The sequence below is a fragment of the Cohnella rhizosphaerae genome (genome assembly GCF_029525575.1).
In the GTDB taxonomy this organism is placed as follows: Bacteria; Bacillota; Bacilli; order Paenibacillales; family Paenibacillaceae; genus Cohnella; species Cohnella rhizosphaerae.
In genome coordinates this window covers 2,151,910-2,172,498 of record NZ_JAPDIA010000003.1, presented here as the reverse complement: position 1 = coordinate 2,172,498, position 20,589 = coordinate 2,151,910, and the positions used below count along the sequence as shown (strand labels likewise).

At 52.6% G+C, this 20,589-nt stretch carries 31 protein-coding genes; 19 read left to right on the top strand and 12 right to left on the bottom strand.

The window, feature by feature from the left end; all coding sequences use genetic code 11:
• Positions 1-435: 435 nt before the first annotated feature.
• Positions 436-723 carry a hypothetical protein gene (locus tag OMP40_RS15400; protein ID WP_277532522.1) on the top strand — a complete coding sequence of 96 codons (288 nt, stop codon included), beginning with the start codon at positions 436-438 and terminating at the stop codon, positions 721-723.
• Positions 724-813: 90 nt separating this feature from the next.
• Here OMP40_RS15400 and OMP40_RS15395 read toward each other — a convergent pair whose 3' ends face one another.
• From OMP40_RS15395 to OMP40_RS15385, 3 genes are all read right to left on the bottom strand, one after another.
• Positions 814-1,341, bottom strand: coding sequence for a hypothetical protein (locus tag OMP40_RS15395; protein ID WP_277532518.1), 528 nt, complete (start codon positions 1,339-1,341; stop codon positions 814-816).
• A 269-nt stretch (positions 1,342-1,610) separates the two neighbouring features.
• On the bottom strand, positions 1,611-1,883 hold the full coding sequence (locus tag OMP40_RS15390) for a hypothetical protein (protein WP_277532517.1): 273 nt from the start codon (positions 1,881-1,883) through the stop codon (positions 1,611-1,613).
• Entirely contained in the window at positions 1,880-2,098 is a 219-nt protein-coding gene (locus OMP40_RS15385) for a hypothetical protein (RefSeq protein WP_277532516.1), read from the bottom strand. The genes OMP40_RS15390 and OMP40_RS15385 overlap by 4 nt, the downstream gene beginning before the upstream one ends.
• Positions 2,099-2,664: 566 nt before the next feature.
• Here OMP40_RS15385 and OMP40_RS15380 point away from each other — a divergent pair.
• Both OMP40_RS15380 and OMP40_RS15375 read left to right on the top strand, forming a co-directional pair.
• On the top strand, positions 2,665-3,324 hold the full coding sequence (locus tag OMP40_RS15380; RefSeq protein WP_277532515.1) for a hypothetical protein: 660 nt from the start codon (positions 2,665-2,667) through the stop codon (positions 3,322-3,324).
• A gap of 93 nt (positions 3,325-3,417) precedes the next feature.
• Entirely contained in the window at positions 3,418-3,930 is a 513-nt protein-coding gene (locus tag OMP40_RS15375; RefSeq protein ID WP_277532513.1) for a hypothetical protein, read from the top strand.
• A 492-nt stretch (positions 3,931-4,422) separates the two neighbouring features.
• Here the strand turns inward: OMP40_RS15375 and OMP40_RS15370 are convergent, their stop codons facing one another.
• The gene (locus OMP40_RS15370) at positions 4,423-5,115 is read right to left on the bottom strand and encodes a hypothetical protein (protein ID WP_277532512.1); all 693 of its coding nucleotides are present in this window, start codon (positions 5,113-5,115) and stop codon (positions 4,423-4,425) included.
• A 23-nt stretch (positions 5,116-5,138) separates the two neighbouring features.
• Entirely contained in the window at positions 5,139-5,771 is a 633-nt protein-coding gene (locus tag OMP40_RS15365; RefSeq protein WP_277532511.1) for an immunity protein Imm33 domain-containing protein, read from the bottom strand.
• Between the two features lie 220 nt (positions 5,772-5,991).
• Between OMP40_RS15365 and OMP40_RS15360 the strand changes: the two genes are divergently transcribed.
• The 11 genes from OMP40_RS15360 to OMP40_RS15310 all read left to right on the top strand — a co-directional run bounded on the left by OMP40_RS15360 (position 5,992) and on the right by OMP40_RS15310 (position 13,597).
• Positions 5,992-6,207, top strand: a complete 216-nt coding sequence (locus OMP40_RS15360) for a hypothetical protein (protein WP_277532509.1) — start codon at positions 5,992-5,994, stop codon at positions 6,205-6,207.
• Positions 6,176-8,395 (top strand): cadherin-like beta sandwich domain-containing protein, encoded by a 2,220-nt coding sequence (locus OMP40_RS15355; RefSeq protein ID WP_459076919.1) that lies wholly within the window; start codon positions 6,176-6,178, stop codon positions 8,393-8,395. Before OMP40_RS15360 ends, OMP40_RS15355 begins: the two co-directional genes overlap by 32 nt.
• Before the next feature lie 7 nt (positions 8,396-8,402).
• Positions 8,403-9,029, top strand: coding sequence for a hypothetical protein (locus OMP40_RS15350; protein WP_277532505.1), 627 nt, complete (start codon positions 8,403-8,405; stop codon positions 9,027-9,029).
• Complete coding sequence (locus OMP40_RS15345) at positions 8,959-9,642, top strand: S-layer homology domain-containing protein (protein WP_277532503.1); 684 nt, start codon at positions 8,959-8,961, stop codon at positions 9,640-9,642. Before OMP40_RS15350 ends, OMP40_RS15345 begins: the two co-directional genes overlap by 71 nt.
• A gap of 179 nt (positions 9,643-9,821) precedes the next feature.
• Entirely contained in the window at positions 9,822-10,184 is a 363-nt protein-coding gene (locus tag OMP40_RS15340) for a hypothetical protein (protein ID WP_277532501.1), read from the top strand.
• 218 nt (positions 10,185-10,402) lie between these two features.
• The gene (locus tag OMP40_RS15335; RefSeq protein WP_277532500.1) at positions 10,403-10,654 is read left to right on the top strand and encodes a sigma factor; all 252 of its coding nucleotides are present in this window, start codon (positions 10,403-10,405) and stop codon (positions 10,652-10,654) included.
• Positions 10,644-10,961, top strand: a complete 318-nt coding sequence (locus tag OMP40_RS15330; RefSeq protein WP_277532498.1) for a DUF5643 domain-containing protein — start codon at positions 10,644-10,646, stop codon at positions 10,959-10,961. The genes OMP40_RS15335 and OMP40_RS15330 overlap by 11 nt, the downstream gene beginning before the upstream one ends.
• Before the next feature lie 66 nt (positions 10,962-11,027).
• Positions 11,028-11,297: a hypothetical protein gene (locus tag OMP40_RS15325; RefSeq protein WP_277532496.1), complete on the top strand. Its 270-nt coding sequence runs from the start codon at positions 11,028-11,030 to the stop codon at positions 11,295-11,297.
• A gap of 156 nt (positions 11,298-11,453) precedes the next feature.
• Positions 11,454-12,017: a TetR/AcrR family transcriptional regulator gene (locus tag OMP40_RS15320; protein ID WP_277532494.1), complete on the top strand. Its 564-nt coding sequence runs from the start codon at positions 11,454-11,456 to the stop codon at positions 12,015-12,017.
• A gap of 67 nt (positions 12,018-12,084) precedes the next feature.
• Positions 12,085-12,918 (top strand): DUF4097 family beta strand repeat-containing protein, encoded by an 834-nt coding sequence (locus tag OMP40_RS15315; protein ID WP_277532492.1) that lies wholly within the window; start codon positions 12,085-12,087, stop codon positions 12,916-12,918.
• A 22-nt stretch (positions 12,919-12,940) separates the two neighbouring features.
• Positions 12,941-13,597, top strand: a complete 657-nt coding sequence (locus tag OMP40_RS15310; protein ID WP_277532491.1) for a hypothetical protein — start codon at positions 12,941-12,943, stop codon at positions 13,595-13,597.
• A 40-nt stretch (positions 13,598-13,637) separates the two neighbouring features.
• Here the strand turns inward: OMP40_RS15310 and OMP40_RS15305 are convergent, their stop codons facing one another.
• Both OMP40_RS15305 and OMP40_RS15300 read right to left on the bottom strand, forming a co-directional pair.
• Entirely contained in the window at positions 13,638-14,066 is a 429-nt protein-coding gene (locus tag OMP40_RS15305; RefSeq protein ID WP_277532490.1) for a hypothetical protein, read from the bottom strand.
• Positions 14,026-14,364, bottom strand: a complete 339-nt coding sequence (locus OMP40_RS15300) for a hypothetical protein (protein ID WP_277532488.1) — start codon at positions 14,362-14,364, stop codon at positions 14,026-14,028. Before OMP40_RS15300 ends, OMP40_RS15305 begins: the two co-directional genes overlap by 41 nt.
• Before the next feature lie 178 nt (positions 14,365-14,542).
• Between OMP40_RS15300 and OMP40_RS15295 the strand changes: the two genes are divergently transcribed.
• The 5 genes from OMP40_RS15295 (at position 14,543) to OMP40_RS15275 (ending at position 17,689) form a co-directional block, all read left to right on the top strand.
• Positions 14,543-15,103 (top strand): dihydrofolate reductase family protein, encoded by a 561-nt coding sequence (locus OMP40_RS15295; protein ID WP_277532487.1) that lies wholly within the window; start codon positions 14,543-14,545, stop codon positions 15,101-15,103.
• Between the two features lie 296 nt (positions 15,104-15,399).
• Entirely contained in the window at positions 15,400-15,789 is a 390-nt protein-coding gene (locus tag OMP40_RS15290; protein WP_277532486.1) for a CDI toxin immunity protein, read from the top strand.
• 43 nt (positions 15,790-15,832) lie between these two features.
• On the top strand, positions 15,833-16,297 hold the full coding sequence (locus OMP40_RS15285; RefSeq protein ID WP_277532485.1) for a DinB family protein: 465 nt from the start codon (positions 15,833-15,835) through the stop codon (positions 16,295-16,297).
• Positions 16,290-17,168: an RCC1 domain-containing protein gene (locus tag OMP40_RS15280; RefSeq protein ID WP_277532484.1), complete on the top strand. Its 879-nt coding sequence runs from the start codon at positions 16,290-16,292 to the stop codon at positions 17,166-17,168. Before OMP40_RS15285 ends, OMP40_RS15280 begins: the two co-directional genes overlap by 8 nt.
• 131 nt (positions 17,169-17,299) lie before the next feature.
• Positions 17,300-17,689 carry a hypothetical protein gene (locus tag OMP40_RS15275; RefSeq protein WP_277532483.1) on the top strand — a complete coding sequence of 130 codons (390 nt, stop codon included), beginning with the start codon at positions 17,300-17,302 and terminating at the stop codon, positions 17,687-17,689.
• Positions 17,690-17,745: 56 nt separating this feature from the next.
• Here the strand turns inward: OMP40_RS15275 and OMP40_RS15270 are convergent, their stop codons facing one another.
• From OMP40_RS15270 to OMP40_RS15250, 5 genes are all read right to left on the bottom strand, one after another.
• Positions 17,746-18,303 carry a cupin domain-containing protein gene (locus OMP40_RS15270; protein WP_277532480.1) on the bottom strand — a complete coding sequence of 186 codons (558 nt, stop codon included), beginning with the start codon at positions 18,301-18,303 and terminating at the stop codon, positions 17,746-17,748.
• Positions 18,304-18,807: 504 nt separating this feature from the next.
• Positions 18,808-19,113, bottom strand: a complete 306-nt coding sequence (locus OMP40_RS15265; RefSeq protein ID WP_277532478.1) for a hypothetical protein — start codon at positions 19,111-19,113, stop codon at positions 18,808-18,810.
• Positions 19,100-19,759, bottom strand: coding sequence for an NHL repeat-containing protein (locus OMP40_RS15260; RefSeq protein WP_277532475.1), 660 nt, complete (start codon positions 19,757-19,759; stop codon positions 19,100-19,102). The genes OMP40_RS15265 and OMP40_RS15260 overlap by 14 nt, the downstream gene beginning before the upstream one ends.
• Before the next feature lie 160 nt (positions 19,760-19,919).
• Positions 19,920-20,171, bottom strand: a complete 252-nt coding sequence (locus OMP40_RS15255; RefSeq protein ID WP_277532473.1) for a hypothetical protein — start codon at positions 20,169-20,171, stop codon at positions 19,920-19,922.
• Between the two features lie 155 nt (positions 20,172-20,326).
• Entirely contained in the window at positions 20,327-20,563 is a 237-nt protein-coding gene (locus tag OMP40_RS15250; RefSeq protein ID WP_277532471.1) for a hypothetical protein, read from the bottom strand.
• Positions 20,564-20,589: the final 26 nt, after the last annotated feature.

Below are 20,589 nucleotides of genomic sequence, written 5' to 3'. Positions count from 1 at the left end.
CTCCACAAAACAGCCCCCATTTCCTAAAGTAATCCTATTTTACTATCTTATTCTACAACAATATTCCTACATCCTTCCATAATTCATTGAATTCTCTCCATAGTCAGACAGCAATTGACCCATTACCATTCTTTTCGCCGATTTGCCATGTAGAAGGAGCATCCGTTCCTTTGAGCTTGAGATGCAATTTACACGGCTGTCTTGGTCAGATGGATCGTGCTGCTCATTGGAACTCTGTGTCACGTAACGAGCATCGCAACATCCACCTGAAACTTATTTCCATATCGACCGTCAAATATCATAAATTCGAACTCATAGGCTGCTCAAGACCATGAAAATCATAAGGTAGACGGCGGCCTCGGGAATGTTAGTGGTGTATAGCTATGGGGACCCGAATACGACTATCATTTTATTTTTCCGGGAGGGTGAGGGCTCATGTCAAAAAAATCGAAGAAGATCGTACTTACTCTCGTCGTGATCCTGCTCGTCTACTTTTTATTTCTTCCTTCCATAACGCCTGAGCTAGCTGTACGAAAGCAACTGTTATTTTCCTTTCATCCCATTAAAGCAGTGACGTCTGAAGTGCGGCAAGGCAGAATAAGCAATGACCCGAAATACGGAACGCTCTATGAAGTAGCGGATCAAGCTATAACGGAACCATTTATATATCTTAAAAAATCATGGTTAGGCTGGCGCGTAACTTCTGTTGGATCAGGCCCGTGAATCGATCTCGGCATCCATGAAGAAGCTCCGCCGTCTCATAGGGACTGCGGAGCTTCGCCTCATTGTAGTTCGGTCAAATTGCCACTAGCTTTAGTGCACATGTATGATTCTATTCCCTGCTTCTACTCCCCCTTTCAGCTCAATCTGCTCCAATATCTCCATACATTCCTCTACAGTCCCTTCATTGGTCATGACCGTGAATATATGCTTGTCCGTGATTAAATGAGCGACTTTTCTTACTTTACCGTCTACGTAGATGACTGCATGTCCTTGAATCTCGGTTTGTTCCTTCTGTTCAGTTCCATAGGCATCGCTTGTTAAAAACCATTGAAGCGTCTTCTCTTCAGGGACCGGCTCAGCTGCCTGTATAAATAAAAACTCTACGCCATCGGATGTACGATAAGTGGTTCTGAGCGTGAATCCTCTCTCCGTTTTCTCGGCCCATGCAGACGATCCTTCCAAATATTGAATGGAATCTTCCTCGGATGCGTGTGACAGCTGAACAGTCTTGGGTACGAAATTCTCGTGAGCAGGCACCTCAGATAGATCGATGTGACCAAGTGGCAGATCACTAGTGAGGTCCGTTGGCTCCGGCACGGCAGGCTCTTGATCCGGCAAGTCCTCCAAGCCTCCAGCTTGTGTTTGTCCGCCTTGTTTCACAATTGGGTCTGGTTGGTGCTCGTTCGATGCGTAACGAACAGCACCGTCAATATGACGAGCAATGAAGCCAAACTTACATGAACCAACCAGTAACGTATCGGCTTAGACACTGTCGCTTCGGCACTTTGAGAACGCAGCACGATTTTTTGCAGCAACCGATCGTTAAACTTTTTTTTGTCTAAAAATATCCGCCTGCAAGTCCTTATACCAATCAGGATCTGAATGGTTCATACGCGTAGTCCTCCCCCAATCTTACGTTCATTTTTTTCCGTGCCGCAAATAGTCTCGATCTGACCGTTCCTCCGAAATGTCGAGCAGAGCAGCAGCGCGGGGTTCATCAGCCTTTTACAGGGATACGGACATTCGTACAGGCCGAAGTCCACATCTGGCAAGGCGCTCAGAATCCGCTCCGCAGCCCGCTTCCATACGTCGTCGGATTCGCCGGGTGTGGCCAGACGATTGGTTAGCATGACGAAGGAGCGGATGCCCGTCTCCATCATGCGCCGGATTCGCTCAGCTTGAGGCTGGCGTTGCGATTCTGCGTGAACAGCGAGCGGATCCTGCTGCCGATGCGGCCGAGCTCGTCGCGGGGGTCTTCGCGGGCATCGCCGTCGCATTCGGCTTCGGTGGCGATACCGTTGGTGCGGATGCTGTGCAAGAGAATGTCGCGAATGTTCTTGATCGGATTGTACAGATTGAACAATATCCAATTCATCTGAATTGAAAGCTGACCACATCCGACTACTGCTTGTAAAACGATTGTGTGCTGCGGTTAAGACATCTCGAATAACCTTTTCAAATCTATATTTACATTTCTTCAGCTTTTCATTTATACTAACAAAAGGAAATTTTACTAATTAAGGTAACGGATGAAGGTAGTGAGAAAAAATGAAGTTGCAGGTTCTTGGTCGCAGCGTCAGTATTTCTGAAGCCTAATTATCGTTATTCCTAATCGTAGAGCAAAATGCACATCCAGTGATTGTGCCAAGGTGATCGGGCGGCGATTGCCGTCGGGTGTCTTGTACAATAAATGAGCCGACTTCCGATGAACTTTGCATGGGCACGAGAAGTCGACCCGATTTATCGCACCACTTACTTTGACGCACAAGCAAGCGACCTAGAATCATTATACATATAAATGCGCGGTGATCATTGAGAGTGGTAGTTTATTCTCCGGGGAGAGGATGCCTTGCTCTAGGTGATGATTGGCGCTACGTCGGGACAGACTGTGTTTTGTGATAGGTGATGACTCGCCTAAAAAACGCTTGGGAGGTAGTTTTGATGAAGAAGATTTCAGTCATGTTGTTCCTGTTGGTTCTATTGGTAATTCCAATAAATGGGGCATTCGCAGCGGCAACCAGCTCGCAAAATGATATCACGCAAGATGAAGTTGATAGAAGAATGGAGATTGTATTCGCATATTTGAACGAACATGGGAACGACGCAATTCCAGATGGTCAAGACTCTCTTGTATACCAAATCCCTGTTGGTGACGGTGCTATTGTTACTGCTGAAGTTTCGAACCGAGAGGTATTACCTGGAAATCCATTGGCGCGAACTACTCACTACGGATCGTACACAAGTACCCTCACTGCCAATTCGAATTATGTTTTCACCTTGACAATTACAAATGTTACACTAGGCGGAGATACAACAGTGTTTACTGTTAACTATGCCACTGGAAACGAAATTACTTCTGGCAAGAAAAATTATCGCCTCACCCTTAGTAATCCTGCTATTTCAGGTTCAACTACCGTTTCAGGGTACAGTGCAACAACACCGCAGGCCGCTAGTATTGTATCTAACAACAACATTATTGTTACCGCGTACGGTGCTATGTCGTACAACACTCCGACTACAAGTGTGTTGTTACAAATCAATCTTGATATTTCGAGTCAAGTCGGAGGGGTTATGGCAGCTTTATATAACTACTCTTACTAATTGGAGTTCGACTGCGTGGCTGATTCCTCAAAGCAAATGTGGAATGACTTATAGCATTAAGCCAAGATGAGAAATAACAGGAGAGTGAAAAGCTTGAAAAAAAAGTATAGAAAAATGATGTTTTTTTCTATTCTACTCGTAGCTATCATCATCGTAACCTACGCATATCTCACGAATAGTAGCGACAATTCTGCTCTTGCTCGAGAATCAATGTCTACAGCCGAATCGGCAGTGCATGAGGTACTACCCATTGGAGAAACTAAAAAGCAGGAAGGCTTTTCTTCAAAAGAGGAACTGGCTGAGTGGTCTGTTAACAAACAGTCAGAACTGCAATTATCAATCGCAAAACAATTGAAGTTAGAGAGCCAAAATGTAAAGATCGTACTTGGTTCTGTGTCCAACGTAAAAGATGCCGAAGGTTATTATGATCTGACTGGTTCGATGGTTCTACGAACAGAATTAACTTATGATGAGACTACCATGGAAAACTTGGTCGAAGATATCATTAATTCGGTTACAAATGATGCTAAGTTGGATGCAAGGATTAGCAAAGAGGTTATTATGATAACAAATGCTAATGGCGATGTGCTTTACCCCTCGAAATAAGGCTCTTGCTTACACTTCCTTTGAGCATGACGAAGCCTGCAAGTCCTCCGCCATGCTCCATCAAACCGAGTTTTGTTTGCACAAAAAAAACCAGCGGCATGCTTGGACTGGAAGTGAAGTCCCAGGATGCGCTGGTAAACTCATCTATCGAACATTAGGGTAGGTCAAGTTTTTTGAGCAGCGACTGACGCTTTGCATCTTTGTAGAACTGATTGCTATCTCCATCATAATAGATTATGTTCTCCTGCTCTGCAGACTTCTGTGTCAACCGAATGCGATAGAGTCCCTCAGGCATCAGAAAAGCATCGCATGTAATGTCGTAATTCGTGCCTGCCGCAGACGCCTTGAACCCAAACCGCTTGGCAAATAGCCCCCCTGACCTGCTGGAGATCCCACGCTAAATTCTCGCCCGTTTCCCCATAGAACACGGCCGCTCCATTCTCCACTTTAGCGTACCACCTTGCAATGACCGTATCGCTGCTTCTTGGCATCTCAATGACGTATTCGTTCCATCCATTCTTGTTCTTCTCCGAGAACGATAAGACGTAATTCAGATACAGATCGTCGGGGCTGCTGGGCGCTATTGATGAACCTGGCGAACGCCAGTAGAAATATCCCGTCTTCTTGTCTTTTTTTAATCCATCGGGCGTTCGTTGCCGCATCGATCAAGTTGTATTCCTTGCGAAGCTGCTCCAAATTCTGATCCTGACCATCATAGGACAGTCGCGTCAGCTTCCGCTCATGCGCTTTAACAGCGATCCGATGATGCGGCGTGCGGATCTCAAAGTCCCAATACCCGTTAGCCTTTAACATGGCTTCTGTCGTCCCATTCAGATAATCATTGATGACTTCAGTTAGATTCCAATCATACCGCATATAAAAAACGGGATATGCTTTCGTTGGAAATACAATTTTTGAAAGGCCTCTGTCGATGAAGTACGGCTTGATCGGGTGATTCCAATGGTCTACATCGGAAATGATAACGGGTGAGGCTGCGCTATGCTTCGGCTCTTGTTGGCCAGTCGATGGCGTTTGGCGCGAATGTTGGACCGGGTTAGCGGCATGACTTGCCGTATTCGGACCGTTAACCTGCGCCGAGCCGGATGGCTCCGATTCCCCGCAGGCCGTGGTCGCTTGCAGAATGAGAAACAGCACGATTCCATATGCGGACAACGCGTACTTCATGAGACCCCTCGCCTATGATCAAATTAATCGGATGATCCGTTCCAATCCTTGATTTCTATCCAAGGACTGTTCGTATTTTCTCTCTCGAAGGCCGTTCCGAACGCGCCTTTGAGCGGCGTTATCAGGCTAGGATCCTTATCGAGTAATGCATACAGGTTTAAGACGCTAATGTTTGAAGCTTGGCTGCTATACGCATCGCTCTCGGTTCCTTCGAATAACCGCCACCCGCTGTCGTCCTCCCGGTCCGGCGTTTCACGGTAGAGCCACCGCACGCAGCCGCCTTCTTCCAGGCATTTATTGGAGACTAGCGCCATTTGTTCACCGATATCCAACCACCTAGGATCGTCTTTGGGGATTAAAACTCTCGCAATATGCCTGGGCTCGAATTCAACGATATCGCCAATCTGCAAGGATTTAATGGATACGGGCTGATTGGTTAGAATCCCGGTGTACGTCTGACTCCATCGCTTCTTCCCGGTCACTTCCACCCACATCCTTTCCGCGCGAGGACCACCCTCGGCTGTCTGCTCGAGCACAAAGTGTAATCTGACCAAGTCGCCTTTCTTTTGCTTTTGCCGCTCTTTAAGACTTGGGATAAAGAAGGTATTCGGGTTTTGCAGACTCGCTCGTTCTACGTCCTCTAAGCGCCATTCCAAGCGAACAATCCCCTTTCAGCCCGGGCATGAACAATCCCCGCTTCGCTTCTGCGTTGGCCTAATGATGTGTCTCTATACATTCAACTAAACGGAAGCATTTCCTTTAAAACGACGAGCGGGCAGTTTGTCCGATCGCCGCCTGCAACGATCTGTTCAGCGCCCTTTAAGCGCCATGTGCTAGAATAGCGCAGCGATAGCACACATCGAAGGGAGTATCAGGATGAGGACAAGACGATTGTATGCGAAAATATGGATGCTGCTCGGCGCCCTGCTCCTGGTCGTCCAAGGCGGCTTGCCTGCTGCCGTGCAGGCGGCGACGATCACGTACGGCGCTACGACGGTGGCGGGAACGACCGGCTCGTCCGGATTTTTTTGGCGACACCGGAGATGCGACGGCTGCCAAGCTGAATACGCCGAACGCTGTAGCAGTGGATAGCAGCGGGAACATATACATAGCCGATACCGAAAATCACCGGGTCCGAAAGGTCGGCACGGACGGCAAGATCAGCACGGTCGCGGGAACGGGAACGCCCGACTACAACGGGGACAACCGCGCAGCCCCTTCGGCCAGTCTGGACACGCCTACCGCGGTAGCGGTCGACGGCAGCGGCAACCTGTATATCGCGGATTCGAACAATAATCGCGTGCGCAAGGTGGACACCGACGGGAAAATCAGTACGTTCGCCGGCACTGGAACGGCCGGAAGCGGCACCGACGGCACTGCGGCGACCGCCTTCAGCCTGTTCACTCCGTCCGGCCTGGCGCTGGATGACGGCGGCAATCTGTACATTGCGGATACCTCTAACCATCGAGTCGTCAAGGTGAATACAGCCGGCATCGTCAGCACGGTCGCCGGCACGGGCAGCTACGGCAACAGTGGCAACGGCGGTGCGGCAACGGCAGCCAAGATGGATAGTCCGGTCGCCCTTGCGGTCGGACCCGGCAACGTTCTGTACATCGTCGATAACGGGAATCAGAATGTCCGCAAGGTCGATACGGACGGTAAGATCAGCATCTTTGTTGGCGGCAACGGCTACGACTACGAAGGCGCGCCGGCGAGCTCTTCATGGCTAAGCGTGCCTATGGGTGTAGCGGCAGACAGCGACGGCAATGTCTATGTCTCGGACACCCTGAACAATCGGGTTCGCAAGGTGGACAGCGTCAGCCAGAAGATTTATACGATCGACTCGGCGCTCTACAATCCTTACGGACTGGCTGTGGACAGCAGCGGGCATGTATTCATCGCCGACACGTATTTTCACCGAATCATCCAACTGACGGTTCTGTCGGACGACGCAGGCTTGAAGAGTCTCGCAGGCCAGACAGACGCCTCCCCCGCAGGGGGCGACGGCGCGTCTGCAGGCGCTGCGATCACCTGGTCGGTCAACGTGCCGAACAGCAAGAGTGCTGTCGGACGAACGGATATCGTTGCGGCCGCCGGCGCGACCTCGAAGCTCTACTCGGATAGCGGTTTTGCCGCGGAAGTGACGGGCAGCTCCACGATTCCGTTGACGGCGGGCGCGGCGACGACCGTGTACGTGAAGGTCTCCGCCTCCGACGGCGTAACCGTGAAGTATTATGCGGTGACGGTCAATCGCGGTCCGGCGCTTAGCGGCGATGCGGGATTAACGACGATCGCAGGCCAGACGGACAGCTCCCCTGGGGGTGGCGACGGCAGCGCGGCCGGCGCAGCAGTTGCCTGGACGGTAAGCGTACCGAATAGCAAGGCGGCAGTAGGACTGACGGATATCGCCCCGGCTGCCAGCGCGACCTCCATGCTGTATGCGGACAGCGGCTTTGCCATGGAAGTAACGGGCAGCTCCACGATTCCGCTCACCGCCGGCGAGGCGACGACCGTTTACATTAAAGTAACGGCGCAGGATGGCGTTACCTCCAAGTATTATGCGGTCACGTTCCATCGCGAAGCGGCGCTTAACACCGATGCCGGATTAACGAGCGTCGCAGGCCAGACGGACAGCTCCCCTACCGGCGGTGACGGCGTATCGGCTGGCACCGCAGTCACCTGGTCGGTGAACGTGCCGAACGGCAAAACCGATGTGGGATTATCGGACATCGTCACGGTAACCGGTGCCACGTACAAGCTGTATTCGGACAGCAGCTTCGCCACGGAAGTAACAGGCAGCGCCAATATTGCGCTGACGGCGGGTTCCGCCACGACTGTCTACGTCAAAGTGACGGCGCAGGACGGCGTGACTGCGAAGTATTATGCGGTGGCAATCCATCGCGATGCGGCGCTCAGCGACGATGCGGGACTGACGAGCATTGCAGGCCAGACGGACGGCTCCCCTGCCGGCGGCGACGGCGCAACGGCTGGCAACGCAGTCACCTGGTCGGTGAACGTACCAAACGGCAAGAACGCTATCGGACCGGCCGATATCGCCACAGTAACGGGCGCGACGTACGGCCTTTATTCGGACAGCGACTTCGCAACTGCGATTACGGATAGCTCCACGATTGCGTTGACCGCCGGCGCATCGACGACTGTCTACGTCAAAGTCACAGCGCAGGATGGCGTGACCGTGAAGTATTATGAGGTGACGATCCGTCGCGCAGCCGACGAGCCGACTGTACAGCAGCCCCCCTGTACCATCGCAGAACAATGACGTCGTCGTGTATGTCAACGGCAAGGCTGAAACGACAGGAACGTCGACCACTGCCGTCGTGAACGGACGGACCGTGACGACCGTATCGCTGGACCCGCAGAAGATCGCAGCGAAGCTTGCTGCGGAGGGCAAAGGCGCCATTATCACGGTGGTGACCGGCGGCAGCTCGGACATCTCCGTCGCCCGGCTGAACGGCCAGAGCCTTGAAGCCATCAACGAATATGGAGCGACGCTGGAATTAAAGACAGCGCATGCTTCGTACAAAGTTCCAGCCAGCCAACTCGCTCCGGCTGCATTAACGGCAGGTCTCGATTCGGCAGCGGCACCGCAGGATATCGAGCTGCAGGTTAAGATTGCGACGAGTGCCGCGGACAAGCGGCAGCTAGCCGAAACTGCGGCCAAAGCCGACGGCTTCGCTGTAGTCGGATCGCCCGTCGATTTTACGGTGAATCGGATTTATAAAGGCCAGTCCGCCGAGGTCGAGCAATTCTCCGTCTACGTAGAACGAACGATCGAGATCCCGGACGTTACCGATCCACAAAAAAGTAACGACCGCCATCGTCGTGGAGCCGGACGGCTCGACGCGCCATGTACCGACGCAGGTCGTTGTCAGTGGCGGCAAGTACTACGCTAAGATCAACAGCTTGACGAACAGCACCTACGCGCTTGTGTACCATCCGCTGACGTTCGCGGACGTGGATCGTCATTGGGCGAAGGATGCCGTCAATGATCTGGGCGCCAGAATGGTCGTCAGCGGCTATCCGGACGGCCGATTCAATCCGGATGCTTCCGTGACGCGCGCGGAATTTGCCGAGATCGTCGTTCGCGGATTGGGTTTGAAGCCGGCCGAACAGGCCACGGCCTTCAAGGATGTCGCGCCGACGGACTGGTCCGGCCAAGCCATTCAGACCGCTTACGCATACGGCCTGATCGACGGGTACGAAGACGGTACCTTCCATCCGACGGACAGCATCACGCGCGAGCAAGCCGTAGCGATCCTGGCAAGGGCCATGCAGGTGACCGGTTTGCAGAAGGCGCAATCGTCCGAAGCGACAGCGCCTCAACTGACCTCTTTCACGGATGCCACGCTCATCTCGCCTTGGGCCAGGAGCAGTATCGCCGCAGCGCTGCAAACGGGCTTGATGACCGGCAGAAGCGATACCCAGCTGGCACCGAATGCCTCTATTACCAGAGCTGAAGCGACTGTGCTGGTGGATCGATTGCTACACACTTCCGGTTTAATTTAAAGATCTGTATCACGACTTCACACAGTCCCTCGAACAGTTCATACTGTTTGAGGGATTTTTGTTCATGAATGCGGCAGAAGGCGCAAAACCGCCGAGGTACTATATAAAGTTAGTACTTAGCAGGCACCGGGCAGAGAACCTATGATAATGGTAATTCTGATCGATAGGGAGCCTGTTCAATGAAAAACAAAAGATCCAAATTCAAAGTCGCTACGCTCGTCGTGTTTCTGTCCATCGGTACGCCTGCATTAATCCAACTTGTTTTCAGGGTCATTTTTGCGGATTACTATGAAAATGGCGTATTTCTACCCGGGCTAGCCCATTATTTCATCACTGCGCTGATGATTATCGTTAACTTGATTTTTGCGCCGATGATCGTATTTTTGAACTATCCAACGCTGGAACAAGGGGACGTAAGGAGCATCCTATTAACGAGAATAACGATTATTTTTGCTGTCAGCATCGTCGCTCAGATTGTGCTAAGCATTATTATTGAGAATCCGTTTTCTCCATCGACTCCGAACTTTTTTATAAGACTATAAATAGGCGGTGTTACGCTATGGTGGCCCCTGGTAATATTGTTCCAACGTGGTTCCTCTTGGCGATTATCGGCGTGATTGTCGGTGCAATCGCATTGGTTGTTTTCATTGTCGAGTTCATCAGAAGACAAAAATAAAATCCATCATTTCTTACATACCTTTGAAACCCCACCCACCATCTCGCTCATCTAATATACGTCAATGCGAAAGGGGGGCGATCGGTGGACGTAGCTCAGCAATTCAAGAAGGCGCAAAAAGGCAACGTGGCTGCCTTCGAGCAGTTGATTCACGCGCACAAGACCGTCATGTATCGGGTAGCCAAAACGATCCTTGCCAGCGATGCGGATTGCGAAGATGCGATTCAGGAGGCCATTATCAAGGCCGCCGGACGCGCAGCTGCCGGATTCATTTGTGCTGGGAATCCTCTCTCTCGATCGAACGAAGACCATCGCAGAGATCCCTGTGGAACGTAAAGGTGGGAGCCTGGCCTCCTACGCGATCTCGCAGACGAGGAAGTGGAACAATATCGAAGTGAACTATGAAGCCGTTACGTCGTTCCCGACGGCTACGGAATTAAAACTTCAGCTGCGAAATACGGATTCCGTGTTCTGGGCGTTCCAGGTCTATGATGAACAGAACCGCGTACTTGAACCGCTCAACAGTCACGGCCAGGGCGCAGGCGAAGAAAGGGAATATAAGTATTACTTCGAGCCGCTCGCGTCCACACCTCAACTATTAACGATCAAGCCGTATTTAAGCAGCGCCGACTCCACGACCTAATGGCGCGATGCGTGGAACGGAACGCCGGTCACTTTATCGCAAGGGAAAGCAGGAGCACTGACCATTTTGGATGAGAAACGGGAAAATAACCAAATAACGCTCGCCTATGAAGTGTCGGGCGCCCGCATTTTCGATCAGGTGCAGCACATCTGGCTCGAAGACGGCAAGGGTAACCGATACGACAAGGAAAACGGGACGATTCGCAGGGAAGACGGCAATAGGTATCAAGTTACTTTTTCGAATATAGGCGATGTCGATGCGTTATATGTTTGCACGTATCAGTTAAATGTACATTATTTGAAGGAGCTTGAGGTTACGGTGAATATGGCGAAATGAATATGAGGCAGTCGGTTTGAAGACCGGCTGTCTTTTTTTACATAAAGCTGGTTTAAGTTAGTACAACGTTGACATCAGGAAATGGGGCATATAAAATAAAAAATATTGATCGATCAGTTTTTTTATATGAACAACCAACTTTAGGAGATGGATCGAATGGAAAATAAACAATATTTGATCGCTGAAGCGCGCAGAGAACAAGTCATTAAGGCCGCTATTAAGGTATTGACGGACATCGGATATCACAGCACAAGTCTTTCCAAGATCGCAAATACAGCCCATATTAGCACAGGACTCATTTCTTACCATTTCTCCGGCAAGGAAGATTTGATGAGAAATACGTTGATGTATCTGGTAGAGCATGAGCGAAGCTACATCAAGGAAAAAGTAACGCCACAACAGACATCCATGGAGAAATTAGTGACTTTTATCGAAGCAAGCTTAGCCTATCAAGGTACGAACGATGAATATAGCAACGCTTTGCTCGAAATCGTTTTTAATGGCCGCACGCCGGACAACGTCCCGTATTACCAGGTCGAAGTTCATGAGGAAGACGGATTACTCGTGTTGTTGAAGGAGATTCTCCGCAACGGACAAGAAACGAAAGAATTCGGCGACTTCGATCCCCAAGTGACTGCCATGATTATTCGGGGGGCGATTGCAGGGGCGAGGGGACTTCCTCAAAAGGGGGGATGCGTTAAGCCTGGAAGCGTACAGTGAAAAGGTGATCAAGAGCATTTTAAAAATGATTCGTTGACACACATTCGAACAGGAAAGGAAATAATCGATGATCCATCATAAACGGTACGGTCCACTATTCGCGCTGATCCTTCTGAGCCTCATCGGGACGGCCTGTCAGTCGCGCGATTTGGTCGACAAGCTGCCTGCTCATGAGCAAAAGTGGACGTTTACGCAAGGCAAGCCGGGTTCGCTCGTCGTCGACAGCGAATATGACGTGAGCATGGCGTTCATCGCAAGCGCCGACGGCTCCAATTATGTGGAGATTAGCGGCAATATGCAGCAGCACACGATCGATCAGCTGGAAGCGACGGAGATCGCGGGGAATACGCTGAAGGTGGCGCTGAATAAGGATGTTAAATTAGTCGCCCCTAATTACAAGTCCACCAAGCTGAAGATGACCGTAGCGTTGGCGAATGACGCCCGGCTGCAGCAGGTCAGCTACAAGTCAAAAGCCGGCGATGCCAGCTTTACCGATTTGAAGGCCGAACATGTCGACGTTTCCTTTCATTCCGGCGATATCAAGGTGGATCGGTTGCAGGGCGCTTTGACCGTGGAAGGGACTTCCGGCAATATTAACGCCGCAGACGTCGACGGTTCGGCCGATGTCTCCTTGCGTACAGGAAAGATCAAGTTCGATCGGTTTACCGGAGACGGCGTATTTAAATTAACGTCCGGCAGCATTGATTTGACGGAGCAACGTTCGGATCACCTGGATATTTCCGTGCGTACCGGCGACGTGACGCTGTCGCTCGATCCGGCGTTCAAAGGATTCTTTGACCTGAAGACCACGACCGGACGCGTCAACGCGCCGGAGCCCCCGCAAGAGACGACGGACAAGATCAAAGTAAGGGCAACCTCGGGTAATATTCGCATCCGGTGACCCCCCTTGAAAGGAGTCCGGCATGATTAAGAAGCGCAAGTGGCGCAGAGCCGCAAAACGCGTCCAGGCGGGTAGTGGGCGTCCATTAAAGCCGATCCGATGGTGGCAGCTGTTCGCCCGCAGCTTGTTCTATCTTCCGTTGACCCGCGACGATGGCCGACAGACCGTCTATGCCGTTGACGTCCCGCATTGGCAACAGCTTCAATCGGACGACGGGAAAGGCAAAGCACACCTGTACCTCGACGGCAAACATTACGCGATGTCCAAGCTTCCTGCAGCCTTCCCCGTCCCGGGAGGAACGATCATCGTAGAGACCTCAGCGTTCGGCATGAAGCGTTGCCACTTTGTGACCGACGAGGGAAGCATGCAGCAGCTGATCCCGGATGCACGCTCCGCGGAAGGCTATCGCGCTCGTCTTGACAGGACGCACCCGGCACTGAGCCGATGGATCGGATTTGTGTCGCTGCTCATGCTCATCGTTCCGATCGTTCTCGCCATTCCACAGGTCCTCGAAGCGGTCTCCAAGGTGCCCCCGATCGCTCAGCAATTCGGGATTTTCATCTCGCCCATTCATTTGCCGGCGTGGCTTAACGTCGTGCTCGGAGCCTGCGCTGTCGCAGCCAGTATCGAGCGCGCCATGCGATTGCGTTGGAATGCGCTGCTTGACGGGTCCACTTGAACGTTGGCCGGTCTATCGCCGCGCAACGGAATTAAAAAGATTAGAACAGACTGATCAACTTCGAGCCCAGTATCGCAACCGTCAATCTGGCGGACGCGAATCGGTCGCCGTTCCAGGTGAGCAGATTCTCGACATAGCCCAACGTATCGGCGTTTGTCGTACCGATAATGCGTTGAAGCGCAAATAGATCGTAGCCCACGCCTCTTTCGTTCGTCACGATGGGGAACAGTCCGCCTAGCGCAAGAACCTCGCCCTGGACAGGCTGCTTGAGCTTGCCGTCGTCATCGTAATATTGCGATAAATAGTCGTAGCCTTTGCTGCTAATGTCTATGGTAAATAGCACGTCAAGCTGCGGATGACTGACGCTCACCTTGTAGAAGTCCTCGTAATTCACGTTGAACTTATACGCCTCGTTATATTTTTCAAAATCAAACATCTCGTAAACGACATTGTTCTTGAAGGAATACATATAAAAGATCCCGTATCCCCCCGCTCCCGCCGGTATCGATGCTCACGAGTATGTCCTGTACGCGATCCTTGGTAAAATCCCCGAGGAAGAGCCTGGCGTTGTATCCCGCGTTGTTCGGCAGATTGACCGCCGTGCTTCGGTTGGAACGCCCATCCTGAACGATTAGCGTAATATGGTCGGCAAAGGGGCCGTCGGATTGGTTTCCGTATAAATAAACGTTATCGAGGATGCCGTCCCCGTTGACGTCCCCCTGCTTCGCATCGAGCAGAACGATGCTTCGCGAGCGCGCTTCGTACATTCGAACATCCCCTATTCGCAGTCGATTCTCTATGCCTACAAATATGTGGGTCGGTACCTAGGGGATTGTGCGGACGCCTATACCCATGAATCTAGCAATCCAGAAGAACTTGGAAAAATTCATTGTGATACGATTAAAGTAAGTGGTTACGAGCAAGTAAATGGGAGGAGTTATTGAAATGGCTAAACTGATCTATCCTGTTAACCTGTCTTTGGACGGCTACATGGAGGACGAGCGCGGCGAGCTCGATTGGTCGATCTCCGATGACGAGACGTATGATTTCTGGACGGGCTTCCAGCGGACGATCGGTACTTACCTGTACGGGCGAAAAATGTACGAGTCGATGGTGTACTGGGAAACGGCGGACGCAGGCGCCGCACAACCGGAGACAACACGGGAATTCGCGCAAATCTGGCGAGCAGCCGAGAAGATCGTGTATTCCCGGACGCTTCCGGCGGCAGCAAGCGCCAAGACGAAGGTCGAACGTGAATTCGATCCTGATGCGATTCGGAGGCTGAAGGCGTCTTCAGAAGCCGACATGTCGATCGGCGGCCCCGAGCTTGCCGGGCAAGCGCTGAGCGCGGGGCTGGTGGACGAGTGTCATCTGCTGCTTAATCCGATCGTCTTGGGCGGAGGTAAGCGCGCATTGCCGGACAACCTCCGCACGCGGCTCGAGCTACTTGGCGAGCGCCGCTTCCGAAGCGGCATTATTCATCTCCACTATCGCGTGATCGTCTGACCGCTAGCTCAGCGACCAACAAGCTGCCGAGAAGATCGGCAGCTTGTTGAGCTTTGATAGCCCTTGGCGTTGAATCCCGCATTGTTCGGAAGATCGACCGCTGCGATGGAAATCGGCAGATTGTTCAGCTCGAAGGCAGGATAGCTTCCTCCCGCCGCGAATGTTAAATGGTAGCTAACAGCTACCATAAAGTTTCGAAGTTTCAATGAGGCGTGATTACATGGATATACAACAAAGAAAATTAAAAATCGAGCAGCTAAAACGAAAAGTGAAAAAAAGAAGCATCCCCTAACATCTTGTTTGAAGAATGTATGGATGCGTTAGGCGATAATACGCGAATTTATAGCCTAGACGAATCTGTTAGAGTGATTGCCAGATTAGTTTTTTCGTTTCCTTTTACAAACTGGGGAAGCATTGACTGGAATTCAGTCGAACGAAAGATCGCCATTCATGATGTGGATGAAATAAGAAAACTAGACGAGTTTGAAAACGAAAATGAGTTATTAATCATATGGGATGAAATGAATTTACCTGTAGTAGAAAGTACTTTGGAAAAGATTCTAAATCATTTTGATGATGTGGAAGCCGTTGGATTCAATACTTGGATTGTAAACATGGAAATGAACAAACTTATTGAGATAAGCCATGATGGGAGAATTACATTCGGAAAGTACGATGGAAATTAACGATCGAATAGGCAAATCGACACCCCCTCAAGGAGGAACCCAAATGAAAACAATCAAGCGCATGCTGGACCACATGTACTGGGCGGACGGGCGCATCCTGGGTGCGCTCGAGGAGAGCAAGACGCAGGACAAGGACCTCCTGAAGCTGGCACGGCACGTGGCGGTCGCGGAGCGCGTCTGGCTGTCCCGCTTGCAGGGCAAGGGCAGCGCACAGTATTCGCTCTGGGAGGAGACGGAGGACCTGACGGCGATTCGGAAAATGTTCGAGGAAAACGCCGAGCAATATCGCATCTATATCGAGGGACTCGAGGAATCCGCTTTAGACGAGATGGTCGACTATGCGAACCAGAGCGGGGTTCCGTTCCGGACGTCCGTCCGCGACATCCTGTCGCAGGTTCTCCTGCATGGACAGTATCACCGCGGACAGATCAACCGGGGACTTCGAATGGAATCGGCGGAGCCTATCCAAGTCGATTACATCACCTTCGCGAGACCTAAGCGTGGATAATAAATCAACGACTGATGCTGCACTAAAGGTGAACCGATGGCCTATAGGCATCCTAGCGGCGGGTCATCGCCATTCCGTCATTCTTCGACCAGACGGTACTGTGGCGGCCGCGGGCGACGATAAACTGGGCCAATGCAACGTAAGCGACTGGCGCGATATGGTCGCGGTCGCGGCCGGCAACGTTCATATGGCGACGAACACGGGGAACTCGCATACCGTCGGCCTTCGGTCGGACGGGACAGTGGTGGCTGCCGGCTGGAACAAGCATGGCCAGTGCGATGTAGGCGACTGGCGCGATATCGTCGCGATAGCGGCAGGGTGGCGCCGTACCGTCGGTCTCCAATCGGATGGCACGGTGGTGGCGGCAGGCCGCAATCATGAAGGCCAATGCGACGTAGACGACTGGCGCGATATCGCGGCGATATCGGCAGGCGACTGGCATACCGTCGGCCTTCGATCGGACGGCACGGCGGTGGCCGTGGGCAACAATCGATACGGGCAATGCGACATCAGCGGCTGGCGCGATATGGTTGCGATCGCAGCGGGTTACTTGCATACCGTCGGTGTAAAATCGGACGGAACGGCTGCGGCTGTCGGTTTAAATCGGCACGGCGAATGCGATGTCGGCGACTGGCGCGATCTCGTCGCGATCGCGGCGGGCAGCTACCACACCGTCGGGCTCAATGCGGACGGAACGGTGACGGCTGCGGGTAAAAACGAGCAGGGCCAATGCAATGTCGGCGGCTGGCACGATATCGTGGCGGTCGCGGCGGGCTGCGCACATACGCTCGGCTTGAAGTCGGACGGCACCGTGGTTGCCGCGGGCAGCAACGAATTTGGCCAGTGCGATGTAAGTGATTGGCATAGATAATTAACACACACCACTAGAAAGAGGGAAAACAATGAGCGGATATCCCCCCGGAAATCGAACAATTCCATCAAACCCTATGCAGTCTGGCCGGTGTCGATTCTGTCGTGAGCGGCGTGGATGACTTGTCATCCGTGGATGCCGAGCTGCTTGCCGTACCCGAATACGCCCATCTGCCGCATGCCGCGCTGCTGCGTACCGGGGGCGGACTAGACCATGAAGTTCTGATTCAATTTGAGTTGGCGCTGCAGCCGTCACGGGAAGGTTGGCATGCGCTTGAGTTTCTCGGCTGGTTCGTCCGCGATTGTGCAAGAGGCGGCCGCAAAATGCAATTGCGGCCGTTTGCGCTGCCGCCCGAGACGCCGAATGGCAGGCAGCTGGGTCATACGTTAAAGTTCCACCTCGATCTCTTCGTGGATGGAATCGAAGACTCGCTGGCTCCCGCCTTGCAGGTGATATCGGAGATCAATCGGTCCTTGGAGCTCGCCATAAGTTTGTACAAGATAAATGTAGAGCAAGCATAAGCAATGAAGCTCCGCCGTCCCTTGGGACGGGGAGCTTCATTCGTTTTGATCCTCGCTTATTCGGCCGCCATCGCATCCGCCTTCGTCGGATGCACCGTGCCGAACGGGTGCTGCGGCGGCGCGTAGATGACGTACACCTTAAGCGGTACGTTGCCGGTATTGGTCACGTTGTGCCAGGTGCCGGCCGGGACCATGATCGCATCGCCCTCTCCCGCCGCAGTTTGGAAGTCCAGCCGCTCCTTCGTTTTTCCCATCTGCACGAGCCCTTGTCCCTGTTCGATCCGGATGAATTGATCCGTATGCGGATGCACCTCGAGACCGATGTCGCTGCCTACTGGGATGCTCATCACGGTCACCTGGAAGTGCTCGCCCGTCCATATGGCCGTACGGAACGTGTCGTTCTGCTCCGTCACCTTCTCAATATTGATGACTGTCGGCTGCTTCCCGTAATCCTGGATCGCCGTCCCGGCTGCGGGCTGGGAGGCGAACCGCTGGTAGCCATACGGTGATGGATACGCAGGCTGTGGAAAATAAGGATAGCTGTAGCTGCGATACAGCTCCCACACATATTGCGCATACGCCAGGTTCGGATTGACTTGAGACAAAGCTTGCATCGGGTTCATCCCTCCATGCTGGAATACCTCATCCTATGCCCAGCGTAGGCAAATGTACCTTGGTCACCGCAAGCCTGCTATGATAAGGATACAAGAAGCGCTTTTTCATGGGTTGGAGGTGAAGCTCATGTCCAAACGAATTCGAAAACTCGCGCTTTCCGTCATTGCCTTACTCATCGTCTACGTTCTCTTTTTCCCAGCCCCAACGCCTCAGCTCGCCGTGAGAAAGCACCTGCTGATCTCCTTCCATCCGATCAAAGCCGTCTCTGCCGAGGTCCGCCCGGGGAGCATCCAAAACGATCCGAAGTACGGCGATCTCTACGAAGTCTCGGACCCCGATATTAGCGAATCGTACATCTATGTAAAAAAAATCGAAGCTAGGCTGGCGAGTGGCCTCCGTCGGCTCCGGGCCGTAATGCAAATCCCCCCGAACGGAACGACCGTTCGGGGGGATTCGCGCGTCCGCCGCAACGCGAAGCCGCGAACGCTTCGCCACTGGCGCGATTAAGTGCCGAGGATTCGCTTCCGATTGAGCACGGCCGCATTCGGCGGGCCGTAATCGTGGATCACCTGGATCTGCGAGATCTCGTCGTTGTACAGCTTAAACGAACGGATGGCCGAATAAGAGTCGATCTCGGTGACATACACCTTGCCATCGAAGTAGGTCATGTAGTAAGGAATGCCTTTGAAACCCAGCTTCGTGTAAAGGTCCTCGGCCGTGCTAAAATCGGACAAGTCCTTCAGACGAATGAACTGGTTGTAATAGACCGTGATGTAGTAGTAATTGCCGATCTTCTTAATATCGTTCATGGAGCGGTAACCAGGGGGGACGTCGTACTTCTCTTGAAGGGAGAAGGTGCCGTCTTGGTAGTTGGCGACGAGAATCTGATTCGGTCCGCTCACGAAGTACATTTTGCCGTCGATGATCGAGAAGGACCGGACATACGCGGCTTCTAAGTAAGTGAGATTCTTTTTTGCTGTCGACCAGCACTTTGCCGTCTTTGATCGATAGCGTATAGATATTCTGCGTGTCCGAGGTGAGCACGTAGAACTTCTGTGTCGCGGAATCGTAGATCGTGCGGTGCGGTCTGCCCTTGATGCCGGCGATCGTCTGCGTTCTGACGAAGCCCTTCGTCGTGAGCGTATAGACGATCAGGCGATCGCGGCCGGTATCTTCGGACACAAAAATGGTGCCGTTGCCCGCGATGGAATGGGGAGCGGCTATGTCATTGTCAAGCACCTTCCAGTCCTTGATCGGCTGCCTGACGTCTTTGCTGTAGAGCAATCTGTGGTTCCAGGAATCTGCGATAAAATACAGACCCGCGATCTTCGTAATGAACATCGGCGAATACAGGCGATCGGCATAGCTGTCGTTAGCGGCATGGGTCGGCGTCGATTGGAACACGAGCGCGATCAAAGCTACAAGCATGGTCAGGCGCAATCCGGCTTTTCTCAAAAAATATCCCTTCCCCCTCTAGTTGATGACCTCAAAGTTATATAACCCACAACTTCCCTGATTCGTAACAGGCGAGGACAATCTCGGACAAAATTCGAGGGGCGGCCGCGGAAAAATAAAAGAGCGCTTCCCGAAGAAGCGCCGCTGCGAGTGTTTGCAGTTACTTTTGGTCTGAATCAAGCAGGATTGGAGGGTGGCTGATCTGGAAGCCGAGCGGCTCCGTCTCGATTTCCACGCGGATCAAGCGGGGCTTCTCCTGCTGCTGCTGTCGCGCAGAAGCCTCTTGGGCCGCAACCTCGCCGGCATGCCGGATCTTCGCATAGTTCAAGGTCTGGATGACCAGTGTGGCGCCCAATAGACATACGCATAATCCGCCGATGCCCGCCGCCAATTTCGTTACATTTACGCGCAATGGATTTCCCTCCTTATTCTGACAGTCTCTCAGACGCTTCTGGAGATCGGAAGGTTGCGACGGTTCGCGGTCAAAAAAACAGCAACCGAGATCAAGCAGGAATGGTCCCGCTTCATCCCGTTTGTGCTTTTTCCGGACAAATTCAAGGATGGCGACTAGATCAGAGCGATCGCCAGCAGCGTAAACAATGACAGCGCGAGGATGCCGGCACCCCAGCCGCCATAGACGCCGTAGCCTCGCCCCCAAGCGGACAGCGTTAATTCGCCCTTGGCAGGCTTTAAGTACAGATTATCCCAGTCCACGCCCACGATCGTCCCCTCGAAGGCGCCATTGTGCGTGGTCACGCGCACCCTGCGGTTCTGATGCTTGACGCAAAACTCGTACATCCCCATTCGGCTCCGACCTCTCTCCTCTGTTG

Bases quoted from the DNA above. Each gene is read 5' to 3' on its own strand.
- OMP40_RS15400 (WP_277532522.1), top strand. From the start codon at position 436: ATGTCAAAAAAATCGAAGAAGATCGTACTTACTCTCGTCGTGATCCTG.
- OMP40_RS15390 (WP_277532517.1), bottom strand. From the start codon at position 1,883: ATGATGGAGACGGGCATCCGCTCCTTCGTCATGCTAACCAATCGTCTG.
- OMP40_RS15385 (WP_277532516.1), bottom strand. From the start codon at position 2,098: ATGAATTGGATATTGTTCAATCTGTACAATCCGATCAAGAACATTCGC.
- OMP40_RS15380 (WP_277532515.1), top strand. From the start codon at position 2,665: ATGAAGAAGATTTCAGTCATGTTGTTCCTGTTGGTTCTATTGGTAATT.
- OMP40_RS15370 (WP_277532512.1), bottom strand. From the start codon at position 5,115: ATGAAGTACGCGTTGTCCGCATATGGAATCGTGCTGTTTCTCATTCTG.
- OMP40_RS15360 (WP_277532509.1), top strand. From the start codon at position 5,992: ATGAGGACAAGACGATTGTATGCGAAAATATGGATGCTGCTCGGCGCC.
- OMP40_RS15340 (WP_277532501.1), top strand. From the start codon at position 9,822: ATGAAAAACAAAAGATCCAAATTCAAAGTCGCTACGCTCGTCGTGTTT.
- OMP40_RS15320 (WP_277532494.1), top strand. From the start codon at position 11,454: ATGGAAAATAAACAATATTTGATCGCTGAAGCGCGCAGAGAACAAGTC.
- OMP40_RS15315 (WP_277532492.1), top strand. From the start codon at position 12,085: ATGATCCATCATAAACGGTACGGTCCACTATTCGCGCTGATCCTTCTG.
- OMP40_RS15310 (WP_277532491.1), top strand. From the start codon at position 12,941: ATGATTAAGAAGCGCAAGTGGCGCAGAGCCGCAAAACGCGTCCAGGCG.
- OMP40_RS15305 (WP_277532490.1), bottom strand. From the start codon at position 14,066: ATGTATTCCTTCAAGAACAATGTCGTTTACGAGATGTTTGATTTTGAA.
- OMP40_RS15300 (WP_277532488.1), bottom strand. From the start codon at position 14,364: ATGTACGAAGCGCGCTCGCGAAGCATCGTTCTGCTCGATGCGAAGCAG.
- OMP40_RS15295 (WP_277532487.1), top strand. From the start codon at position 14,543: ATGGCTAAACTGATCTATCCTGTTAACCTGTCTTTGGACGGCTACATG.
- OMP40_RS15285 (WP_277532485.1), top strand. From the start codon at position 15,833: ATGAAAACAATCAAGCGCATGCTGGACCACATGTACTGGGCGGACGGG.
- OMP40_RS15270 (WP_277532480.1), bottom strand. From the start codon at position 18,303: ATGCAAGCTTTGTCTCAAGTCAATCCGAACCTGGCGTATGCGCAATAT.
- OMP40_RS15265 (WP_277532478.1), bottom strand. From the start codon at position 19,113: ATGAACGATATTAAGAAGATCGGCAATTACTACTACATCACGGTCTAT.
- OMP40_RS15250 (WP_277532471.1), bottom strand. From the start codon at position 20,563: ATGGGGATGTACGAGTTTTGCGTCAAGCATCAGAACCGCAGGGTGCGC.